This is a genomic window from Arthrobacter sp. K41 (assembly GCF_059089645.1).
Genome location: NZ_JBNHEW010000002.1, coordinates 446,932 through 464,871, shown reverse-complemented (window position 1 = coordinate 464,871; position 17,940 = coordinate 446,932). Strand labels below are relative to the sequence as shown.

At 65.6% G+C, this 17,940-nt stretch carries 17 protein-coding genes; 7 read left to right on the top strand and 10 right to left on the bottom strand.

Going from position 1 to position 17,940, the window contains the following annotated elements; genetic code table 11:
* Positions 1–5: 5 nt before the first annotated feature.
* Positions 6–1,448 carry an NCS2 family permease gene (locus AC5RTE_RS06505; RefSeq protein ID WP_494040581.1) on the top strand — a complete coding sequence of 481 codons (1,443 nt, stop codon included), beginning with the start codon at positions 6–8 and terminating at the stop codon, positions 1,446–1,448.
* 17 nt (positions 1,449–1,465) lie between these two features.
* On the opposite strand, the gene AC5RTE_RS06500 is transcribed toward AC5RTE_RS06505, so the two are convergent.
* A complete protein-coding gene (locus AC5RTE_RS06500; RefSeq protein WP_494040580.1) occupies positions 1,466–2,770 on the bottom strand; it encodes a cation:proton antiporter in 1,305 nt (434 codons plus the stop codon).
* A 178-nt stretch (positions 2,771–2,948) separates the two neighbouring features.
* On the opposite strand from AC5RTE_RS06500, the gene hutG reads away from it, so the two are divergent.
* On the top strand, positions 2,949–3,899 hold the full coding sequence (gene hutG / locus AC5RTE_RS06495; RefSeq protein WP_494040579.1) for a formimidoylglutamase: 951 nt from the start codon (positions 2,949–2,951) through the stop codon (positions 3,897–3,899).
* Positions 3,900–3,935: 36 nt separating this feature from the next.
* Here hutG and AC5RTE_RS06490 read toward each other — a convergent pair whose 3' ends face one another.
* Both AC5RTE_RS06490 and AC5RTE_RS06485 read right to left on the bottom strand, forming a co-directional pair.
* Positions 3,936–4,616, bottom strand: coding sequence for a response regulator (locus tag AC5RTE_RS06490; RefSeq protein ID WP_494040578.1), 681 nt, complete (start codon positions 4,614–4,616; stop codon positions 3,936–3,938).
* Positions 4,613–6,208: a sensor histidine kinase gene (locus tag AC5RTE_RS06485; protein ID WP_494040788.1), complete on the bottom strand. Its 1,596-nt coding sequence runs from the start codon at positions 6,206–6,208 to the stop codon at positions 4,613–4,615. The genes AC5RTE_RS06490 and AC5RTE_RS06485 overlap by 4 nt, the downstream gene beginning before the upstream one ends.
* 332 nt (positions 6,209–6,540) lie before the next feature.
* Between AC5RTE_RS06485 and AC5RTE_RS06480 the strand changes: the two genes are divergently transcribed.
* The 4 genes from AC5RTE_RS06480 to AC5RTE_RS06465 all read left to right on the top strand — a co-directional run bounded on the left by AC5RTE_RS06480 (position 6,541) and on the right by AC5RTE_RS06465 (position 10,071).
* Positions 6,541–7,551: a Bug family tripartite tricarboxylate transporter substrate binding protein gene (locus AC5RTE_RS06480; protein WP_494040577.1), complete on the top strand. Its 1,011-nt coding sequence runs from the start codon at positions 6,541–6,543 to the stop codon at positions 7,549–7,551.
* Positions 7,548–8,051: a tripartite tricarboxylate transporter TctB family protein gene (locus AC5RTE_RS06475; protein WP_494040576.1), complete on the top strand. Its 504-nt coding sequence runs from the start codon at positions 7,548–7,550 to the stop codon at positions 8,049–8,051. The genes AC5RTE_RS06480 and AC5RTE_RS06475 overlap by 4 nt, the downstream gene beginning before the upstream one ends.
* Positions 8,051–9,604 carry a tripartite tricarboxylate transporter permease gene (locus tag AC5RTE_RS06470; protein ID WP_494040575.1) on the top strand — a complete coding sequence of 518 codons (1,554 nt, stop codon included), beginning with the start codon at positions 8,051–8,053 and terminating at the stop codon, positions 9,602–9,604. Before AC5RTE_RS06475 ends, AC5RTE_RS06470 begins: the two co-directional genes overlap by 1 nt.
* A 74-nt stretch (positions 9,605–9,678) precedes the next feature.
* A complete protein-coding gene (locus AC5RTE_RS06465; protein ID WP_494040574.1) occupies positions 9,679–10,071 on the top strand; it encodes a universal stress protein in 393 nt (130 codons plus the stop codon).
* 11 nt (positions 10,072–10,082) lie between these two features.
* On the opposite strand, the gene AC5RTE_RS06460 is transcribed toward AC5RTE_RS06465, so the two are convergent.
* The 7 genes from AC5RTE_RS06460 to AC5RTE_RS06430 all read right to left on the bottom strand — a co-directional run bounded on the left by AC5RTE_RS06460 (position 10,083) and on the right by AC5RTE_RS06430 (position 16,859).
* On the bottom strand, positions 10,083–10,946 hold the full coding sequence (locus tag AC5RTE_RS06460) for a fumarylacetoacetate hydrolase family protein (RefSeq protein ID WP_494040573.1): 864 nt from the start codon (positions 10,944–10,946) through the stop codon (positions 10,083–10,085).
* 301 nt (positions 10,947–11,247) lie between these two features.
* Entirely contained in the window at positions 11,248–11,484 is a 237-nt protein-coding gene (locus AC5RTE_RS06455; protein WP_494040572.1) for a hypothetical protein, read from the bottom strand.
* A 160-nt stretch (positions 11,485–11,644) separates the two neighbouring features.
* Entirely contained in the window at positions 11,645–13,237 is a 1,593-nt protein-coding gene (hutH, locus tag AC5RTE_RS06450; protein ID WP_494040571.1) for a histidine ammonia-lyase, read from the bottom strand.
* 5 nt (positions 13,238–13,242) lie between these two features.
* On the bottom strand, positions 13,243–14,940 hold the full coding sequence (gene hutU / locus AC5RTE_RS06445; RefSeq protein ID WP_494040570.1) for a urocanate hydratase: 1,698 nt from the start codon (positions 14,938–14,940) through the stop codon (positions 13,243–13,245).
* Between the two features lie 191 nt (positions 14,941–15,131).
* Positions 15,132–15,965 (bottom strand): IclR family transcriptional regulator, encoded by an 834-nt coding sequence (locus AC5RTE_RS06440; RefSeq protein ID WP_494040569.1) that lies wholly within the window; start codon positions 15,963–15,965, stop codon positions 15,132–15,134.
* A gap of 190 nt (positions 15,966–16,155) precedes the next feature.
* A complete protein-coding gene (locus AC5RTE_RS06435) occupies positions 16,156–16,692 on the bottom strand; it encodes an NAD(P)-dependent alcohol dehydrogenase (protein WP_494040568.1) in 537 nt (178 codons plus the stop codon).
* Positions 16,680–16,859: a hypothetical protein gene (locus AC5RTE_RS06430; protein WP_494040787.1), complete on the bottom strand. Its 180-nt coding sequence runs from the start codon at positions 16,857–16,859 to the stop codon at positions 16,680–16,682. The genes AC5RTE_RS06435 and AC5RTE_RS06430 overlap by 13 nt, the downstream gene beginning before the upstream one ends.
* Before the next feature lie 391 nt (positions 16,860–17,250).
* Here AC5RTE_RS06430 and AC5RTE_RS06425 point away from each other — a divergent pair, with 391 nt between their 5' ends.
* The gene (locus AC5RTE_RS06425; protein ID WP_494040567.1) at positions 17,251–17,931 is read left to right on the top strand and encodes a LysE family translocator; all 681 of its coding nucleotides are present in this window, start codon (positions 17,251–17,253) and stop codon (positions 17,929–17,931) included.
* Positions 17,932–17,940: the final 9 nt, after the last annotated feature.

Here is a 17,940-nt window from a genome sequence, read left to right as displayed (position 1 = left end):
GACTAATGCTTAAGCAAGGCTCTGCCCTGGACCGGTATTTTATGATCACCGAGCGCGGCTCCAACCTTTCCCGCGAGATCCGCGGCGGCTTCGCCACCTTCTTCGCCATGAGCTACATCGTGGTGCTGAACCCCCTGATCCTTTCCGTTCCGGACTCCAGCGGCAACACCCTCGGGTTCCCGGCAGTCGCCGCGGTCACGGCCTTTGTTGCCGGCATCCTCACCATCCTGATGGGAGCCTGGGCCAGGCATCCGTTCGCGCTGGCCACCGGGCTGGGCGTCAACGCATTCGTGGCGGTCACCGTAGCCACCAGCCCGGGCCTCACCTGGCCGGACATGATGGGCCTGGTGGTCCTGTCCGGCGTCACGATGCTGATCCTGGTGCTCACAGGCTTCCGGACAGCGGTGTTCAAGGCCGTACCTGAGGGGCTTAAGACGGCTATCGTGGTGGGCATCGGGCTGTTCATCGCCTTGATTGGCCTGGTCAATGCGGGCTTTGTCCGCCGCATCCCGGACGTGGCAGGCACCACAGTGCCGGTTGGGCTTGGCTTTGAGGGCAAGCTGCTGGGCTGGCCCACCGCGGTATTTGTTCTTGGCCTGGTCCTGACCATCGCCCTGGTGGTGCGCAAGGTCAAGGGTGCCATCCTGATCGGCATCATTACGTCCACCGTTATTGCCGTGATCCTGGAAATGACACTGCACATCGGCCCCAGTGTCCAGCCGGGCAAACCCTTCAACCCTCAGGGCTGGTCCCTGGTGGCTCCGACGTTCTCCGAATGGGCTGCCCCCGATCTGTCCCTGATCGGCAAGGCCAACCCGTTCGGCGCCTTCGAACACCTGGGCTTTGTGGCCGCCACGCTGCTGGCCTTCGTCATCCTGCTGAGCATCTTCTTCGACGCCATGGGCACCATGGTGGGCCTGGCGAATGAGGCCGGCACGGTGGACGAGCACGGCAATATTCCTGACGTCGACAGGGTCCTGCAGGTGGATGCGCTCGGCGCGATCGCCGGCGGAGGGGCTTCCGTGTCCTCCAACCAGATTTACGTGGAGGCCGGTGCCGGCATCGGTGAGGGCGCCCGCACCGGCGTCGCCTCGATCGTCACCGGTCTGCTGTTCCTGGTGGCCATGTTCTTCACCCCGCTGATCAACCTGGTTCCCTTCGAGGCTGTGGCCCCAGCCCTGGTGGTGGTGGGCTTCATGATGGTCTCCCAGGTGGGCAAGATCGACTGGCAGGACTGGGGCATCGCGATTCCGGCCTTCCTGACCTTCACGCTGATGCCGTTCACCTACTCCATCGCCAACGGCCTCGGGGCCGGCTTCATCGCATTCGTCCTGATCCGCACCGTCCAGGGCCGGATCCGGGAAATCCACCCGCTGATGTGGGCAGTGGCCGGGGCGTTCCTGCTGTTCTTCGCCATTGGCCCCATTGAGGCCGCCATCGGCATGTAGCAGGGAACAAGCTCCTGCTACACCGGAGTGTTGGGAGCCAACCCTTCATCACCGGATACCGCACGGGCCTTCTTCTCGCGGAGCTTGTCCAGCCGGTTCATCAGCGGAGAGGTGGTGGCGCCATGGATCACAATGGACAGCGCCACCACCAGGCCTACAAAAGCCCACAGCCATTCCGCCTGGTCCGCGAAGTTGCCCTTGCCCAGTGCGTAGGAGAGGTAGTAGAGCGAGCCGATCCCGCGGATCCCGAAGAACGAGAGGGCAATCCGCTCACGGGGCCCGGTTTTGCCGCCCGCCAGCCCCAGCCAGCCTGCCAGCGGCCGGACCACCAGCAGGAATGCCAAGGCAACAAGCACCTCCGCCCAGCCGATGCCTTCGAGCAGCCCACGGGCAATCGCACCGCCCAGCAGGACCAGGATCACCACCGTCAGGAGCCGTTCCAACTGCTCCACGTAGGAGTGCAGCACCCGGTGGTAGCCGTGGGTACGTTCAGCGCCGCGGATGGTGACAGCGCAGACAAACACAGCGATAAACCCGTAGCCCTCGATCATCTCGGTCAGGCCGTAGGTGAGGAACGTGGCCGCGAGCGCAACAAAGCCTTCGGAGTGGTTGGAGAGCCGCAGGCTTTCGGCGCGTGCAGAGAAGAAGATCCGGGCCAGCACCTTGCCGCTAAGGAATCCCAGGATGAGCCCTATGGCGAGCCGCCACAGCACGTCCACCCCGAACCATTCCGGAAACCAGGCTGACGGGGATGACCCGACGACGCTGATGGCAATGGCGAGGTAGACGAACGGGAAGGCCAGTCCGTCGTTCAGGCCGGCTTCGGAGGTGAGGCCAAACCGCACCTCGTCCTCCTTGTTGGTGCCGTCGTCGTGGTCTGCCGGCTCGCCCACCTGCACCTCGGACGCCAGTACAGGGTCCGTGGGTGCGAGGCTTGAGGCCACCAGCAGGGCGGCGGCCAGGCCAAGGCCGAGGAACCACAGCCCCAGCAGGGTGAGCACGATGATGCACAGGGGCATGGCGATTCCCAGCAGCCGCCAGGTGGTGGACCAGCGTTTCCGCCCCACCGGCCGGTCAAGCGCCAGCCCCGCGCCCATCAGGGAGATGATCACGCAGACTTCCGCGAGGTGCAGCACGAAGTCGCCGTGCACTATCGGGTCCGGGTCGGGGAGGGTGGGGATCAGGGCGAACGCCCCCATCCCTGCGCCGAGGAAGACCATGGGCATGGAAAAGGGCATATCGCGCAGCAGCTTGGGGAGAACCGCGGCGGTAAACACCGCAAGGCCCGCGGCCGCAAACAGGATATTGGGGGCTTCAAACACGTTGCTGTTCTCCGGCCTGGATCGGTGCGCCCTGCTGGCGCGGCAATGGCATGTCAGTCCCCGGAAGGGATTGCTCCACCATATCCCTTCGGATTCGGCGGAACCGGATTCTTGGATTCCGGACGGCGCGACGGCGGAGTTGCTGGTTTTCGTCGGCGGCATACGGTGAGCTTGGAGCATGCCTGCCTTCCTCCCTGCCGTCGACGTCCCGCCGAAGCCCTGGAAGGGGAGGTTCGATGGCGACGGCGCCGAGCACCGCCGCTGGTGGCAGGCGGTCACCCCATACGACGACGGCAATGCAACAGCGGCAGGAGCGAATCCTGCCGTCCTGCTCGGGTTTTGCAGTGACGAGGGCGTGCGGCGGAACAAGGGCCGGCCGGGTGCGGCCGCCGCGCCTGCAGCCCTGCGCGCCGCCCTCGCACCGCTGGCGTTCCACCTGGACCGACCCGTTTCGGACGCCGGCGATGTGGTGGCCGGCACCGGCCTTGAGGCGGGCCAGGAGCGCACCGGCCATGCAGTGACGGCGATCCTCGACGCCGGGCACCTTCCCGTAGTGTTGGGCGGCGGCCACGAAACCGCCTACGCAAGCTACCTGGGGGTGGCCGGATCGGCCGCTGTCCAAGGCGGCCAGCGGCTGGGAGTCCTGAACCTGGACGCGCACTTCGACCTGCGTGATGAAACCGAAGCCAGCTCCGGCACGCCGTTCCTCCAGATGGCACGCGCGGAAGCCGCCGCCGGCCGCGACTTCAGGTACGCCGTCGTCGGCATTTCCGAACTCAACAACACACGGGCCCTTTTCGACACTGCCGGGAAGCTGGGCGTCCGCTACCTGCTGGACGAGGACTGCTCTGCGGAACGCGTCCGGAACTTTGTGGATGCCTTCATCGGGGACATTGACGTCCTGTATCTGACCATCGACCTTGACGTGCTGCCGGCGGCCGTTGCCCCCGGCGTCAGCGCACCTGCCGCCTACGGCGTCCCGCTGCAGGTCATCAGCGCGGTGTGCCGCCAGGTGGCGCGGTCCGGGAAGCTGCTGCACCTGGACGTGGCAGAGCTGAACCCCGGGCTTGATATCGATGGCAGAACCGCAAAGGTCGCCGCCCGCCTGATCAACACGCTCCTGCACTGATCGCTTTGCCGCGGTTCACTGGTTTATCAGCGCGGTCTACTGGCCCTTGAGGACGTAGCGCCGTTCCGGGCGGCCCACTCCGTACTTGAGCCGGACTTCCAGCGCCCCTTCGTCATACAGGTATTCAAGGTACCGCCGGGCACTGACCCGGGACGTTCCCAGCTGTTCCGCCACTTCAGCCGCGGACAGGTCGCCTTCGGCCGCGTTAAGGGTTGCTTCCACGAGCTTGAGGGTCTCGATGCTGAAGCCTTTCGGAAGCGGCCGCTCGGCCTGCGTACCAGCACCGTCAAGGCCGAACACCCGGTTCACGTCCGACTGCTCGGCCACGTCTTTGGCGGAATCCAGGCCCTGGTACGCGCTTCGGTAGTGCTCCAGGCGTTCCTGCAGGTCGGACTGCGAAAACGGCTTAATGAGGTAGTGCACAATACCCCCGCGCAGGGCTTTGCGCACGGTTTCCACTTCGCGGGCCGCGCTGATCACCAGCACGTCCAGCTCCGGGGCAACGTCCCGCAGCCGGTGCATGAGGTCCAGCCCGTTGATGTCCGGCAGGTGAATGTCCAGCAACACCAGGTCGGGCCGCAGCCGCCCGGTCTCCACCACGGCCTGGGCGCCGGTATGGGCCACTCCCACCACCACGAACCCGGGAGTGCGCTGGATAAACCCGGCGTGGACCTTGGCCACCATAAAGTCGTCGTCGACGATCAGCACCTTGATCACTGTGTTTTACCTCTTTTGAGCTGGGCTGTACTTCGTGTGAACCGTGCGGTGAAGACTGCCCCATTGTCGTTGGCTACCGTCAGGTCGCCGCCGGAGCGCCGGCAGACCACCCGTGAGAGGGCGAGGCCGAAGCCGCGGCCGTCGGTTGGCGCCGCTTCCTTGGTGGTAAACCCTTGCCGGAAGATATCGTCCAAAGCCTCGGCGGGAACGCCCGCGCCGTTGTCCCGGACAGTCACGGTAACGATGCCGGCAGCGTCCTCTACGAGCACCCGGACAGCGGCGCCCGGAAGGCCGGTGACGGCGTCGAACGCGTTATCCACCAGGTTACCCACCACCGTGGTGAGGTCCCGCGACAGGTCGTCGCTGACCGGTCCCAGGGCGGACTCGGGATCGAGCTGCAGTGCCACTCCCCGTTCCGTGGCTAGGCTGGACTTGGCGATCAGCAGTGCGGCGAGCGCAGGGTCGTGGATACGGCTGGTCACTTCATCGTTGAGCCTGGTGCGGTCCACGGTGGCGCCGTTGACGAACTGCACCACGGAGTCGTATTCGCCGATCTGGATCAGGCCGGAGATGACGTGCAGCTGGTTGGCGAACTCATGGGCCTGCGCCCGCAGGGTGTCGGTGGCGGTCCGGGTGGCGCCCAGTTCGCGTTCCAGGGAAGACAGCTCGGTCCGGTCCCTCAGTGTGGTGACGGAGCCGATGTCGCGGCCCCGCGAGCGGATGGGGACGCGGTTCGCCACCACCAGGCGCTCCCCCACCAGCACCAGCTGGTCCGGGTCCTGCTGCTCGCGGGTCAGCACCGCCTTCAGTGCGGGGTCCAGGGGGAGGGAGGCCAGCTTCCTCCCGACGCAATCCGGCGGCAGTCCCAGCAGTGTCCGGGCGCTGTCATTGGCCACCGTGATGCGTTCGTGGGGATCAAGGGCCACCACGCCTTCCTTCAGCCCGTGCAGCATGGCTTCACGGTTTTCCACCAGCCCGGTTATTTCGCTGGGCTCCATGCCGAGGGTCTGCCGTTTGACGCGCCGGGACAGCAGCAGGGATCCCGCCACGCCCAGGACGCTTGCGACGCCCAGATAGGTCAGGAGGTTGGGAACGGCATCCCCCAGCCGCTCCAAAGTTGAGGGGTAGTCGCGGCTGACAGAGGCGATGCCGATCATTTTTCCGGCGTCATCGAGTACGGGCACGTGGGCGGACAGGACGGCATTGCCGCTTTCACCCACGACGCCGGTCCAGGCCCGTCCTTCCATCACCCTGCTGGCGCCCAGTTCCAGGGGCTTTCCCAGCAGGCCCGGATCGGAGGCGGCAACCACGGTGAGGTCTGTCTTTGCGAGCGTCACGTGGGACGATCCCGAAACAGTCCGGACGGATTCGGCCACTGCAGGAAGGGCAGCACCAATCCTGGGTTCTGCATCCGGCAGCAAAGCCCGTACGGCCGGGTTGTTTCCCAAGGCCTCTGCGGCAGACAGGGCCCGGCGTCCCTCTGTGCGCTCGAACGCGGCAGCAGACTGGGCAAGGGAAATGGCCACCACGGCCACCAAAACGGCCAGGACGATCAGCAACTGCAGCACAAGGTACTGCCCGGCAAGGGACATTCCTCTTCGACGAGTCACTGCTGGGGTTCCTTTGTCGGTTGTTCTGCGTGCCCGCTGGCGATGGTGCGCAGGAGCTCGCCACCCGTCCCCTCCCGGCGTATCGGAACTATACCGCAGGGCATGAGTGAACCAGCCAAGACCGCAGCCGAGCCGGTCCCGGGGCCTTTGCTTTCACAGGCAGTGTGGGACCCCGGAAACGTGAACGCAATGAACTTAACTTTCTCTGCGTACATAAGAGTGACCGGCATCACGGCCGAACCTAGCATCAAAGGACAAGATCAGCTTTCCCTGATCATCCTGTACCGAATTGCATTACTGAGAAGAGGAACACCATGCGCCAGATCCGCGCATTGCGAGTCGCCGCCGTCGCCGCCGGCATCGCCCTGATGGCCACCGGCTGCGGTGCCACCGGCAAGAGCTCCACCGGTCCGGAAACCTCCGGCGCTGCCGCCGGGCCCATCACCGGACTGCAGATCATGGTCCCCAACACCCCGGGCGGCGGCTACGACACCACTGCCCGTGCGGCCGCGAAGGTCCTCGAGGACGAGAAGATCACCAGCAACACCGAGGTCTTCAACCTGGCCGGCGCCGGCGGCACCGTAGGCCTGGCCCGCGTGGTCAACGAAAAGGGCAACGGCGACCTCGCCATGCTCATGGGCCTGGGCGTCGTGGGTGCGAGCTACACCAACAAGTCCGAGTCGAAGCTGACCGAAACCACCCCGCTGGCCCGCCTGATCGAAGAGCCGGGCGCCATCATGGTCGGTAAGGATTCCCCCTACAAGACCATCGATGACCTGGTGAAGGCCTGGAAGGCTGACCCCGCTTCCATCTCCGTGGGCGGCGGCTCATCCCCCGGCGGCCCCGACCACCTCCTGCCCATGCAGCTTGCGGGCGCAGTCGGCATCGACGCGACCAAGGTCAACTTCGTTTCGTACGACGGCGGCGGCGACCTCCTCCCTGCGATCCTCGGCAACAAGATCGGCTTCGCAGCCTCCGGTGCGGGCGAGTTCCTGCAGCAGATCCAGTCCGGCGAGGTCCGGGTCCTGGCCACCAGCGGTGAGAAGCGGCTTGAAGGTGTGGACGCCCCCACACTGAAGGAATCCAATATCGACCTGGTGTTCACCAACTGGCGCGGGATTGTGGCCCCTCCGGGCATCAGCGACGAGGACAAGGCATCCATGATCGCCGCCCTTGAGAAGATGCACGAAAGCGAAGGCTGGAAGGAAGCGCTGAAGACCCACAGCTGGTCTGACGCCTTCATCACCGGCAACGAGTTCGAGACGTTCCTCACCGAGCAGGACAAGCGGGTGGCGGACGTCCTCACCAAGCTTGGGTTGGCGTGAGCTCCCTGACCACAGGCCTTAAGGGCCGCGCCGAGCTGGGGGTTGCACTCCTGCTCGGCGCGGCCGGCGTCATGGTCTTCATGGACGCCAACGGCCTGGTTACCCCGTACTCCCAATCGGACCCGGTGGGCCCCAAGACGGTTCCGTACATCGTGGCCGGACTGCTGGTGGTTTGCGCGGTCCTTCTGGCCATCAACGTGATCCGGGGCGGCCAGGGCGAGGCGGAAGGCGGCGAGGACATCGACCTCACGCATCCCGCTGACTGGAAAACCATCCTGCCCCTGGCAGGCGCGTTCATCCTTAACATCCTGCTGTTTGACTGGGCCGGCTGGGTGATCTCCGGCACGGTCCTGTTCTGGGGCAGCGTCCTGGCACTGGGCAGCCGCCGCTATGTTCGGGACGGGCTCATCTCCGTCGCCCTTTCCCTGCTGACCTTCTACGGCTTCTACCTCGGCCTCGGCATCGCCCTGCCTGCCGGACTCCTGGAAGGAATCCTGTAATGGACGTCTGGTCCTCACTGATGGACGGTTTCGCCACCGCCCTCACCCCCATGAACTTCCTGTACGCCGTGATCGGCGTACTTCTGGGCACCGCCGTCGGCGTCCTTCCGGGCCTGGGCCCGGCCATGACCGTGGCCCTGCTCCTTCCGGTCACCTACGCGCTGGAGCCCACCAGCGCCTTCATCATGTTCGCCGGCATCTACTACGGCGGCATGTACGGCGGCTCCACCACCTCCATCCTCCTGAACACTCCTGGTGAATCGTCGTCTGTGGTGACAGCCATCGAGGGCAACAAGATGGCCAAGGCCGGGCGGGCTGCACAGGCGCTTGCGACGGCGGCCATCGGCTCGTTTATTGCCGGCACCATCGGCACCGCCCTCCTCGCCGTCTGCGCACCCATCGTGGTGGAGTTCGCCGTCAGCCTTGGCGCTCCGAGCTACTTCGCCATCATGGTCCTGGCCCTGCTGGCCGTCACCGCTGTTTTGGGCTCGTCCCGGCTTCGCGGGTTCGCCTCGCTGGGCCTCGGCCTGGCCATCGGCCTGGTAGGCATGGACTCCGTCACGGGCCAGCGTCGCCTGACCTTCGGCCAGCCGCTGCTCGCGGACGGCCTGGACATCGTGGTGGTGGCCGTGGCCATCTTTGCAGTGGGCGAAGCCCTCTGGGTGGCCGCACACCTTCGCCGTACCCCGCTGCACGTTATTCCCGTTGGCCGGCCGTGGATGGGCAAGAAGGACTGGAGCCGCTCCTGGAAGCCATGGTTGCGCGGCACGGCTTTCGGCTTCCCGTTCGGCGCCCTGCCTGCCGGCGGCGCTGAAATCCCGACGTTCCTTTCCTATGTCACCGAGAAGCGCCTCAGCAAGCACCCGGAGGAGTTCGGCAAGGGCGCCATTGAAGGTGTGGCAGGTCCGGAAGCTGCCAATAATGCTGCCGCCGCCGGCACCCTGACCCCCATGCTGGCACTCGGCCTGCCCACCAACGCCACGGCCGCCGTCATGCTGGCTGCCTTCACCTCCTACGGCATCCAGCCGGGCCCCCAGCTGTTTTCCAGCCAGGGACCCCTGGTGTGGGCGCTGATCGCCAGTTTGTTCATCGGCAACCTGCTGCTCCTGCTGATCAACCTGCCGCTGGCTCCGCTGTGGGCGAAGCTCCTGCAGCTGCCCCGGCCGTACCTGTACGCGGGCATCCTCTTTTTCGCCACGCTGGGCGCCTACTCGGTGAACCTGCAGGCGTTCGATCTGGTGATCCTGCTGGTCCTGGGCGCGCTGGGTTTCATGATGCGCCGCTTCGGGCTGCCTGTGCTGCCGCTCATCCTTGGCGTGATCCTGGGTCCGCGCATCGAAGGCCAGCTCCGCAAGACCCTGCAGCTCAGCGCCGGCGATCCGGCCGGACTCTTCACCGAGCCGATCGCCGTCGTGATTTACGTCATCGTGGGGCTCATCCTGCTGTGGCCGCTGCTCTTCAAGCTGGTGCGCCGCAACCGCCCGGAACGCAAACCCCTGCTCCCCGCAAACGCCACCCGCGGAAACGACCCGACAGACGCAGGGATGTTCTAGCCCGATCCTCCCCGCCCCCGTGGGAGAAGACCATAACGCACCGACCACCGACCCACTGACCACAAGGAGACACCATGACGATCGTGGTGGGATACGTCCCAACCCCCGAGGGCGAAGCAGCCCTCAGCCAGGCCATCACCGAGGCCAGGAAGAGCAACACCACCCTCCTGGTCATCAACTCGTCCAAGGGCGACGCGCTGGTGGACAACCGCTACGCCCAGGAACCGGAAATCCAAAGCATCGAGGACCGGCTGGCCACCCAGGGCATCCAGCACGTCATCAAGCAGCCGGTCCGTGGCCATGATGCCGCCGCGGAGGTTCTGGACGCCGCGGAAGAGCACAACGCCGAACTGATCGTGATCGGGCTGCGCCGCCGCACGCCGGTGGGAAAGCTCATCATGGGCAGTGTGTCGCAGCGGATCCTGCTTGAGGCAGATTGCCCGGTCCTGGCGGTAAAGGCCGGCTAACTGGATTGCCGTCAGGCGCGGAAAAGTTCCTGGCGCTGGTGGCCCAGCCCTTCGACTTCGACTTCCACCACGTCACCTGGTTGGAGGTACGGAAAGCGGCCGCTGAGCGCTACACCCTCTGGAGTCCCGGTGAGAATCACATCACCGGGCTCCAGCCGCATGTACTGGCTGCAGTGGTGGATCAGGGTGGGCGCGTCAAAGATAAGCCCGGACGTCTTTGAGTCCTGGCGCGGCTCGCCATTGACCCAGCTGCGGAGCGGCAGGTTTACGGCGTCCACGTCCGCCGCAGGAACAAGCCACGGGCCCAAAGGGGTCGAGCCCGGCAGGGACTTGCCCTTGGTCCACTGGCCGGCCGCCCCCGGGATCTGGTAGTCCCGCTCCGAGAAGTCATTCGCGGTGACGTAGCCGGCGATGCACTCCTCGGCCTCCTCAACTGATCCGAGGTAGCTGGCTTCCCTGCCGATCACGATGCCCAATTCCACCTCCCAGTCATACTTGCTGGAGTACGGCGGAACCGGGGCCGGGTCGTAGGGTCCTGCCACGGTGTTTGTCGGCTTGAGGAACACGACGGGGATCTCGGGAGGAGCGGAACCTGATTCCGCCGCGTGGGCGGCGTAATTCATGCCGATGCCCACCACTGCTCCCGGCCGGGCCAGCGGAGAACCGACGCGGAGGGAGGCTGCTTCCGCCAGGACAGGCAGCGTACCTGCTTCGAGTGCCTCCCGGACTTTGTCCAGCCCTCCCGCTGCCAGGAAGGCACCGTCCACATCCCGTGTGAGGGGCAGCAGGCTGAAGTACTGTTCGCCGCCGTTTTCGGCCGGCCCCAGGACGGCGGGCTGTTCCTTGCCGTTGTCCCCCAGGCGCATGATCTTCATAACGGATCTCCTTCTTGCAAGCCCAAATTTTTGATAGATTGCCACCATCGTGGCGGAGTGGGCAAGGTTTTCGCCACCAGACCGTTTGTGACTGTGCTGCCGCTTGGTTCAGGTTCCCTTGACCCGGCTTTGGCCCGGACGCTACACGGTAGCCCTGGATGAGTCAGTGCCGTCCGGCGAGACCTACGAGGCCATCGCCGCCTGACCGCTTGCGACGGATGCCTCTCCGCGCACAAACAGAAGTCCCCGCCCCTGCATCAAGCAGTGGCGGGGACTTTTGCTTTGCGTTTGCTAAGCGGTGTCAGCCGCGGCGCACCTGCACGCCGTCAGACTTCAAAAAGAGCTCTTTCTCGGTAGGACCAGCCGGCACGAGCCACAGGACGTTTCCGCTCTGGGACACTTCCTCCACCTCCCCGGTGGCCACCACATGCGCCTGCTTGATGATCTCGACGCGTTCCCCGGCCTGAAGAGTCCTCCAGTCCGAAACCGCGGCGGAATGGGCACTTCGCCTCGATAAGACTGCCCCACGTGCTTTCATTTGAACTTCTACCCCTTTGTATATGTTCTGCGCCACAGCCTCTTCGATGTGACTTTCACTACACCTTCAGTTCTACTACACTCCCCGTCCGCCTGATGACCATGTGCTTGAGAATTTCACCAGGCGGACGGTTTATGCGCTTTTCCTGAAGATTCTTCGCTCAGGCAAGGGCGCCGACGGCGGATTCGGCCGCTTGGCGCACCTTACCTTCCTTAACCAGCTGGTCGGCCGCTTCCAGCTCCGGGGACAGGAAACGGTCCGTTCCCGGCCCCGCCACCACGTCGCGGAGCGCAGCCACGACGGCGGCACCCGCCGGTCCCGGAGTCAGGACCCCACCGGAGAGCTGCGTGCGGATGTCCAGGGCGCGGGCCGACGTCACCAGTTCGATGGCCAGCACCCGCCGCAGGTTCTCCACTGCTTTCCGCAGCTTCCGCGCCGCGTGCCAGCCCATGGAGACGTGGTCTTCCTGCATCGCCGAACTCGGGATCGAGTCCACGGAGGCGGGAACAGCCAGCCGCTTATTGTCCGACACCAGCCCGGCCTGGGTGTACTGGGCGATCATCAGCCCGGAGTCAACACCCGGGTCAGCTGCGAGGAAAGCGGGCAGGCCGTGGGAACGGGCCGGGTCAAGCATTCTGTCCGTACGCCGCTCGGCGATGGAACTCAGGTCCGCGACCGCGATGGCCAGGAAGTCCAGGACATACGCAACGGGGGCGCCGTGGAAGTTGCCGTTCGAGCTGACCCGGCCGTCAGGCAGGACCACGGGGTTGTCGATCGCTGAGGCGAGCTCGCGGGAAGCCACCAGCTCCGCGTGGTCCAGTGTGTCCCGGACGGCACCGGCCACCTGGGGGGCGCAGCGGAGCGAGTACGCGTCCTGCACGCGCGAGTCCCCCACCTTGTGGGACGCCACGATCGGCGAATCCGACAGCACCCGCAGCATGTTGTCGGCGCTTGCCGCTTGCCCCGGGTGTGGCCGCAGCGCAGCATGGAGCTCGGGCAGGAAAACCTGGTCGGTGCCCAGCAGGGCCTCGACGCTCATCGCAGCGGTGATGTCCGCCGTCGTCAACAGCTGGCGAAGGTCCGCGATGGCCATCAGGAGCATGCCGAGCATGCCCTCGGTGCCATTGACCAGGGCGAGGCCTTCCTTTTCGGCGAGGGTGACCGGCTCGATGCCGTGCCGGGCCAGGAGTTCCGCGACGGCGGGGCGGCCGGCCGTGCCGTACAGCTCGCCGTCGGGCCCTTCCGCTTCACCTTCGCCCATCAGGACCAGGGCGCAGTGGGACAGCGGCGCGAGGTCGCCCGAGCAGCCCAGCGAACCGAACTCGCGGACCAGCGGCGTGATACCGGCGTTGAGCACGTCCACCATGGTCTGCAGGACCACGGGCCGGACTCCCGTGCGGCCCGATGCGAGGGTCTTGGCGCGAAGGAACATGATGCCGCGCACCACTTCCCGTTCCACGGCGGGGCCCATGCCGGCGGCGTGGCTGCGGATCAGGCTCTTCTGAAGCTGCGTGCGCAGTTCATTGGGAATGTGGCGGTTGGCCAGGGCGCCGAAGCCGGTGGAAATCCCGTACGCCGGGACGTCGCTGGCGGCCAGGTCATCGATGTGGGCACGCACCTTGGCTACCGTTTCAAGGGCTTCCGGGGAAATGTCCACCTTGGCGTTGTGGCGCGCGACGGCGACGACGTCCTCCGGGGTGGCGCCGCTGGAGCCGAGGGTGACGGTCAGCGGTTCATGGGTAATCGTGCTCATGTTATTTACTTGCTCTCGTTCATAGGGATGCGGACGCCGCGTTCCGTGGCGACGTCGAGGGCCCGCTCGTAGCCGGCGTCGGCGTGGCGGATGACGCCCATGCCGGGGTCGTTGGTGAGGAGGCGCTCGAGCTTTTGGGCGGCGAGGTCGGTGCCGTCCGCGACGGCGACCTGGCCGGCGTGGATGGACCTGCCGATACCCACGCCGCCGCCATGGTGCAGCGATACCCAGGTGGCGCCGGAGGCGGTGTTGAGCAGGGCGTTCAGCAGTGGCCAGTCCGCTATTGCATCCGAGCCATCCGCCATGGCTTCTGTTTCGCGGTACGGGGAGGCTACTGATCCTGAATCGAGGTGGTCGCGGCCGATCACGATGGGCGCCTTGACCTTGCCGTCCCTGACGAGCTGGTTGAACAGCAGGCCGGCCTTGTGGCGCTCGCCGTAGCCGAGCCAGCAGATCCGCGCGGGCAGGCCCTCGAACTCCACCCGCTCCTGGGCGGCGTCGATCCAGCGGTGCAGGTGCTTGTTCTCCGGAAAGAGGTCTTTGATGGCTTCGTCGGTGACGCGGATGTCCTCAGGGTCACCGGAAAGGGCCACCCAGCGGAACGGGCCCAGGCCCTCGCAGAACAGGGGACGGATGTAGGCCGGGACGAAGCCGGGGAATTCGAAGGCCCGGGTGTATCCGCCCTTGCGGGCCTCATCGCGGATGGAGTTGCCGTAGTCGAAGACCTCGGCGCCGGCGTCCTGGAATTCCACCATGGCCTGGACGTGCTTGGCCATTGAGGCCTGGGCTTTTTTGGTGAAACCTTCAGGATCGGCTTCGGCCTCGCGGTGCCATTCGTCCACGGGGATGCCCTCGGGCAGGTAGGAAAGAGGATCATGGGCAGAGGTCTGGTCCGTAACGATGTCCACTGTGAGCTCCCCGGCCTTGTGGCGGCGCAGGATTTCGGGGAACGCTTCGGCGGCGTTGCCCACGTAGCCTACTGACCAGCCGCGGCGCTCTTCCTTGGCTTTGAGCACCTTCGCAATGGCGGCGTCGAGGTCCGTTTCAACTTCGTCGAGGTAGCGCTTGCCGGCCCGGCGGCGAAGGCGGGTTTCGTCGACGTCGACAATCAGGCAGGCGCCGTCATTCAGGGTGACTGCGAGCGGCTGGGCGCCGCCCATGCCACCGCAGCCGCCGGTGAGGGTGAGGGTGCCGGCGAGGGTTCCGTTGCCGTCGCCGGTGAGCTTCCGGGCGATGGCGGCGAAGGTTTCGAAGGTTCCCTGCAGGATGCCCTGCGTGCCGATGTAAATCCAGGACCCGGCGGTCATTTGGCCATACATCATCAGGCCTTCCGCTTCGAGCCGGCGGAATTCCGGCCAGGTGGCCCAATCACCTACGAGGTTGGAGTTTGCCAGCAGGACCCTCGGCGCCCACTCGTTAGTGCGGAATACACCCACCGGCTTTCCGGACTGGACCAGGAGGGTTTCGTCCTTTTCCATAGCTTCGAGGGTGCGGGTGATGGCGTCAAATGCTGCCCAGGAGCGGACGGCCCGGCCCGTGCCGCCGTAGACCACCAGGTCATCCGGGCGCTCGGCGACCTCCGGGTCCAGGTTGTTCATGAGCATGCGCAGCGGGGCTTCCGTCTGCCAGGACTTCGCGGTGAGCTCGGTGCCGCGGGCTGCTTTGACCGGGCGGGCACCGGTGGTGAAATCGGCGGGTGCCATAATGGCTCCTTTTCATTTTCCAAGGTGTGGGCTTGTTCTGTATCAATCAAAACCCTTTGCGGATGGGCTTTGCAGAGGTTCAAGGAGGGCGCTGTCCGGTATTTCAGACGCTCGCGGCGACTCGTTCCGCCGGCAGTCCTGGTTCCTGAAAACCCTTTTGGGAGAGTTGAGTGTCAGGGCAAAGGGGGTGGCTAGTTTCCGGGGCGTCCGTGCAGCCGGACGGACAACTCGTCGGCTGCCTTCTGGACGCGGCTGGCCAGTACCGGCCAATCCTGGGCGGGCACCTTGTCCTCGAGGAACGTAACGGCGACGGCCGCCGTCGGCCATCCCGTGTGGTCTGTTACGGCGGCGGCGATGGAGCCGAAGCCCGGGGTGACCTCGCCGTGCTCTGTGGCGTAGCCGCGCTGCCTTACCTGGTCGAGGTGGGAGGACAGCGCAGAGTACTTCATGATGGCGCCTTCCACCTCATGCCGGGCGGTGAAGGCGGCGGCGTTAGGGTAGAGCGCGCGCACCTGCGACTTGGGCAGGGCCGCGAGGATTGCCCGCCCGCTCGCGGTGAGGTGGCTGGGGAGCCGGACGCCGACGTCGGTCACCAAGGATGGGCGGTTTTTGGCCCGCTCCTCCACGATGTACAGCACGTCGCGCCCGTGCAGCACAGCCAGGTGCGCGCTCTCCCCGAGCGCATCCACGAGCGATGCGAGGAGCGGCCGGCCGAGCCGGGAGAGCGGCTCCTGCCGGGAGTACGCCGAACTGAGCTCGAAGGCGCTGATGCCAAGCCCGTACCGCTGCTCCTCGTGGAGGTGCAAAACGAATCCGTTGGTCTCCATCACGCCCAGCAGGTGGTAAACACTGGACCGGGGCAGGCCCAGCGTGGAGGCAATTTGCGACGCCGCCATCGGACCCCGCCTGGAGGCCAGCAGTTTGAGGATGCGCAGGGTATTTTCGGCAGCGGGCACCTTCGACGCCACCTTCGGGGTGCTTCTTAGTGTGCTTCCGACCCGCGCCTGTGCCTCAGGTGCTAACACCGGCCCTCCTTCTTTCCGTACTCTTAAGCCCAACCAGTCCGGGATACCGTACTTAAGCTTGCACCCTTACCGGTGGCACTTTCCGAGCCGGTGTCCTTCCAGTGTCTGGCATTGCAGACACCCGCGATGGAGACCCGTGGCCAGCGTGGCGGAGCCCGCCACCGCCCTGCGGTCCCTTAAATCCGGACCACTACCTTGCCGCGCGCCTGCCCGCCGCGGAGGTATGTGATGGCGGCCGGTGCTTCAGCCAGGGAAAGACCCTGTCCAGGGCGGGCCTAAGACTGCCGGCTTCAAACAGAACCGTCAGGGCCTCGAAGTCCAAATGCGTTTCCTTTGCGACCAGCGCCTTAAATTTCTGCCCCGAGAACAACGAGGCAAACGGTGCGCCCAATGACCGTTCGAACCCGCCGGTCAATTTACCGCCTCCTTCGCCGCCGATAAGAACAAGGGTGCCCTTTGGTGTGAGCAGGCGCCAAAAAGCGGACAGCGGCCGGTTGCCGGCGGTGTCCAGGATGACGTCAAACCGCATTCCGGAGCCCGCAATATCGGACCTGGTGTAGTCGATGACTGCATCCGCACCGAGGGAACGCACCAGTTCCACCTTGCCGGTACTGCAGACTCCCGTGACCTGCGCGCCAAAGGCCTTGGCCAATTGAACGGCAAAGGTGCCCACTCCCCCGCCCGCTCCGATGATCAGCACCTTCTGGCCAACCGTTATCCCGGCCACGTCCCGCACAGCCTGGAGTGCAGTGACGGCGGAAACAGGGCAGCAAAACGTGTTACTCCACCACCCACGGACTCCACCACGCCAGCAACTTCCCGGCCCCGCACAGAAACTTTAGGCTTCTTCAGTCCGTAACCAAACAGCCGGAGCAGGTACGGCAGGCCGGTCATCAGGTGCCACACCCCCTGGTCGACGCCTGCCGCCCGCACGCGGATTTATACCTCATTTTTGTGCGGTGCCGGCACCGCTGTATCCCGCAGCTTGTTCACCTTTGCCGGCCCATAGACGTCCTGCACGATCGCTCTCATTCGATCTCCTTGGGCTGCTGGTACGTGTGGTCCTCAAGCAGTATTCCCGACGGCACTGGCGGCCTATCAGGACCCTTCAAAGTAAGGAACAACCGGACATCGAGTCAAGGACGGCGGACGACGGCGGGCTGGCCTTTCGGAAAAGAGGCCGCCGCTGCCGGTGGCCACCGCAGCCCGCTTCAGCAAGCAGGGAAGGAGCGCGTGGGAATCAGGACCGGGGACGAAACGGGCCCCGCCGGAGTTAGGATCAGGCATGGTCCCGACCTCCAACCTGGCGGCGTTTTCCCTTGCGGCCGTGATCCTCATAGCCGTGCCGGGGCCAAGCGTATTGTTCGTGGACGGCAGGTCCCTGGCGCTCGGCTGGAAGGGTGGCGTCCTTTCCGTCCTGGGCAACGCGGCCGGGCAACTGCTGCAGGTGGCAGCGGTGGCGTTGGGGGTGGGCGCCGTTGTTGCTCAATCCGTGGTCCTCTTCACGGCGGTTAAGCTGGCCGGCGCCGCCTACCTGATCTGCTTGGACATCAAAACCATCCGGCAGCGGCGTAACCACCAGCTCCCCCAGCCTCGGCCGGCGTCCTCCCCACCGCTGCGCCTGATGGCAGAGGGCCTGATGGTTGGTGTCACCAATCCGAAGTCAGTGGTGTTCTTTGTGGCCGTCCTGCCGCAGTTTGTGGATTACCCCTCAGGCGCCATTCCGCTCCAACTGGCGATGTTGGGTGCGGTCTTCCTGCTGATCGCGCTGGTTTCGGACAGCATTTGGGCCATAGCTGCCGGTTGGGCGCGCCAGTGGTTTGCACGGTCGCCGGGCCGGATTTCAACCATGGAAGCAACAGGCGGGGCGCTGATGATCGCCTTGGCAGTACTGTGGCGCTCACCGGCACGGGATCCTAGCTGCCCGAAGAGGTGCCGGGCAGCCAGGCTTGAACTCGGATGGTAGTCCGGCGCC

Coding starts and splice junctions, on each gene's coding strand:
- hutU (WP_494040570.1), bottom strand. CDS start 14,940: ATGGCACCCGCCGATTTCACCACCGGTGCCCGCCCGGTCAAAGCAGCC.
- hutH (WP_494040571.1), bottom strand. CDS start 13,237: ATGAGCACGATTACCCATGAACCGCTGACCGTCACCCTCGGCTCCAGC.
- AC5RTE_RS06480 (WP_494040577.1), top strand. CDS start 6,541: ATGCGCCAGATCCGCGCATTGCGAGTCGCCGCCGTCGCCGCCGGCATC.
- AC5RTE_RS06465 (WP_494040574.1), top strand. CDS start 9,679: ATGACGATCGTGGTGGGATACGTCCCAACCCCCGAGGGCGAAGCAGCC.
- AC5RTE_RS06485 (WP_494040788.1), bottom strand. CDS start 6,208: ATGTCCCTTGCCGGGCAGTACCTTGTGCTGCAGTTGCTGATCGTCCTG.
- AC5RTE_RS06430 (WP_494040787.1), bottom strand. CDS start 16,859: ATGACCGGCCTGCCGTACCTGCTCCGGCTGTTTGGTTACGGACTGAAG.
- AC5RTE_RS06460 (WP_494040573.1), bottom strand. CDS start 10,946: ATGAAGATCATGCGCCTGGGGGACAACGGCAAGGAACAGCCCGCCGTC.
- AC5RTE_RS06425 (WP_494040567.1), top strand. CDS start 17,251: ATGGTCCCGACCTCCAACCTGGCGGCGTTTTCCCTTGCGGCCGTGATC.
- AC5RTE_RS06505 (WP_494040581.1), top strand. CDS start 6: ATGCTTAAGCAAGGCTCTGCCCTGGACCGGTATTTTATGATCACCGAG.
- AC5RTE_RS06470 (WP_494040575.1), top strand. CDS start 8,051: ATGGACGTCTGGTCCTCACTGATGGACGGTTTCGCCACCGCCCTCACC.
- hutG (WP_494040579.1), top strand. CDS start 2,949: ATGCCTGCCTTCCTCCCTGCCGTCGACGTCCCGCCGAAGCCCTGGAAG.
- AC5RTE_RS06455 (WP_494040572.1), bottom strand. CDS start 11,484: ATGAAAGCACGTGGGGCAGTCTTATCGAGGCGAAGTGCCCATTCCGCC.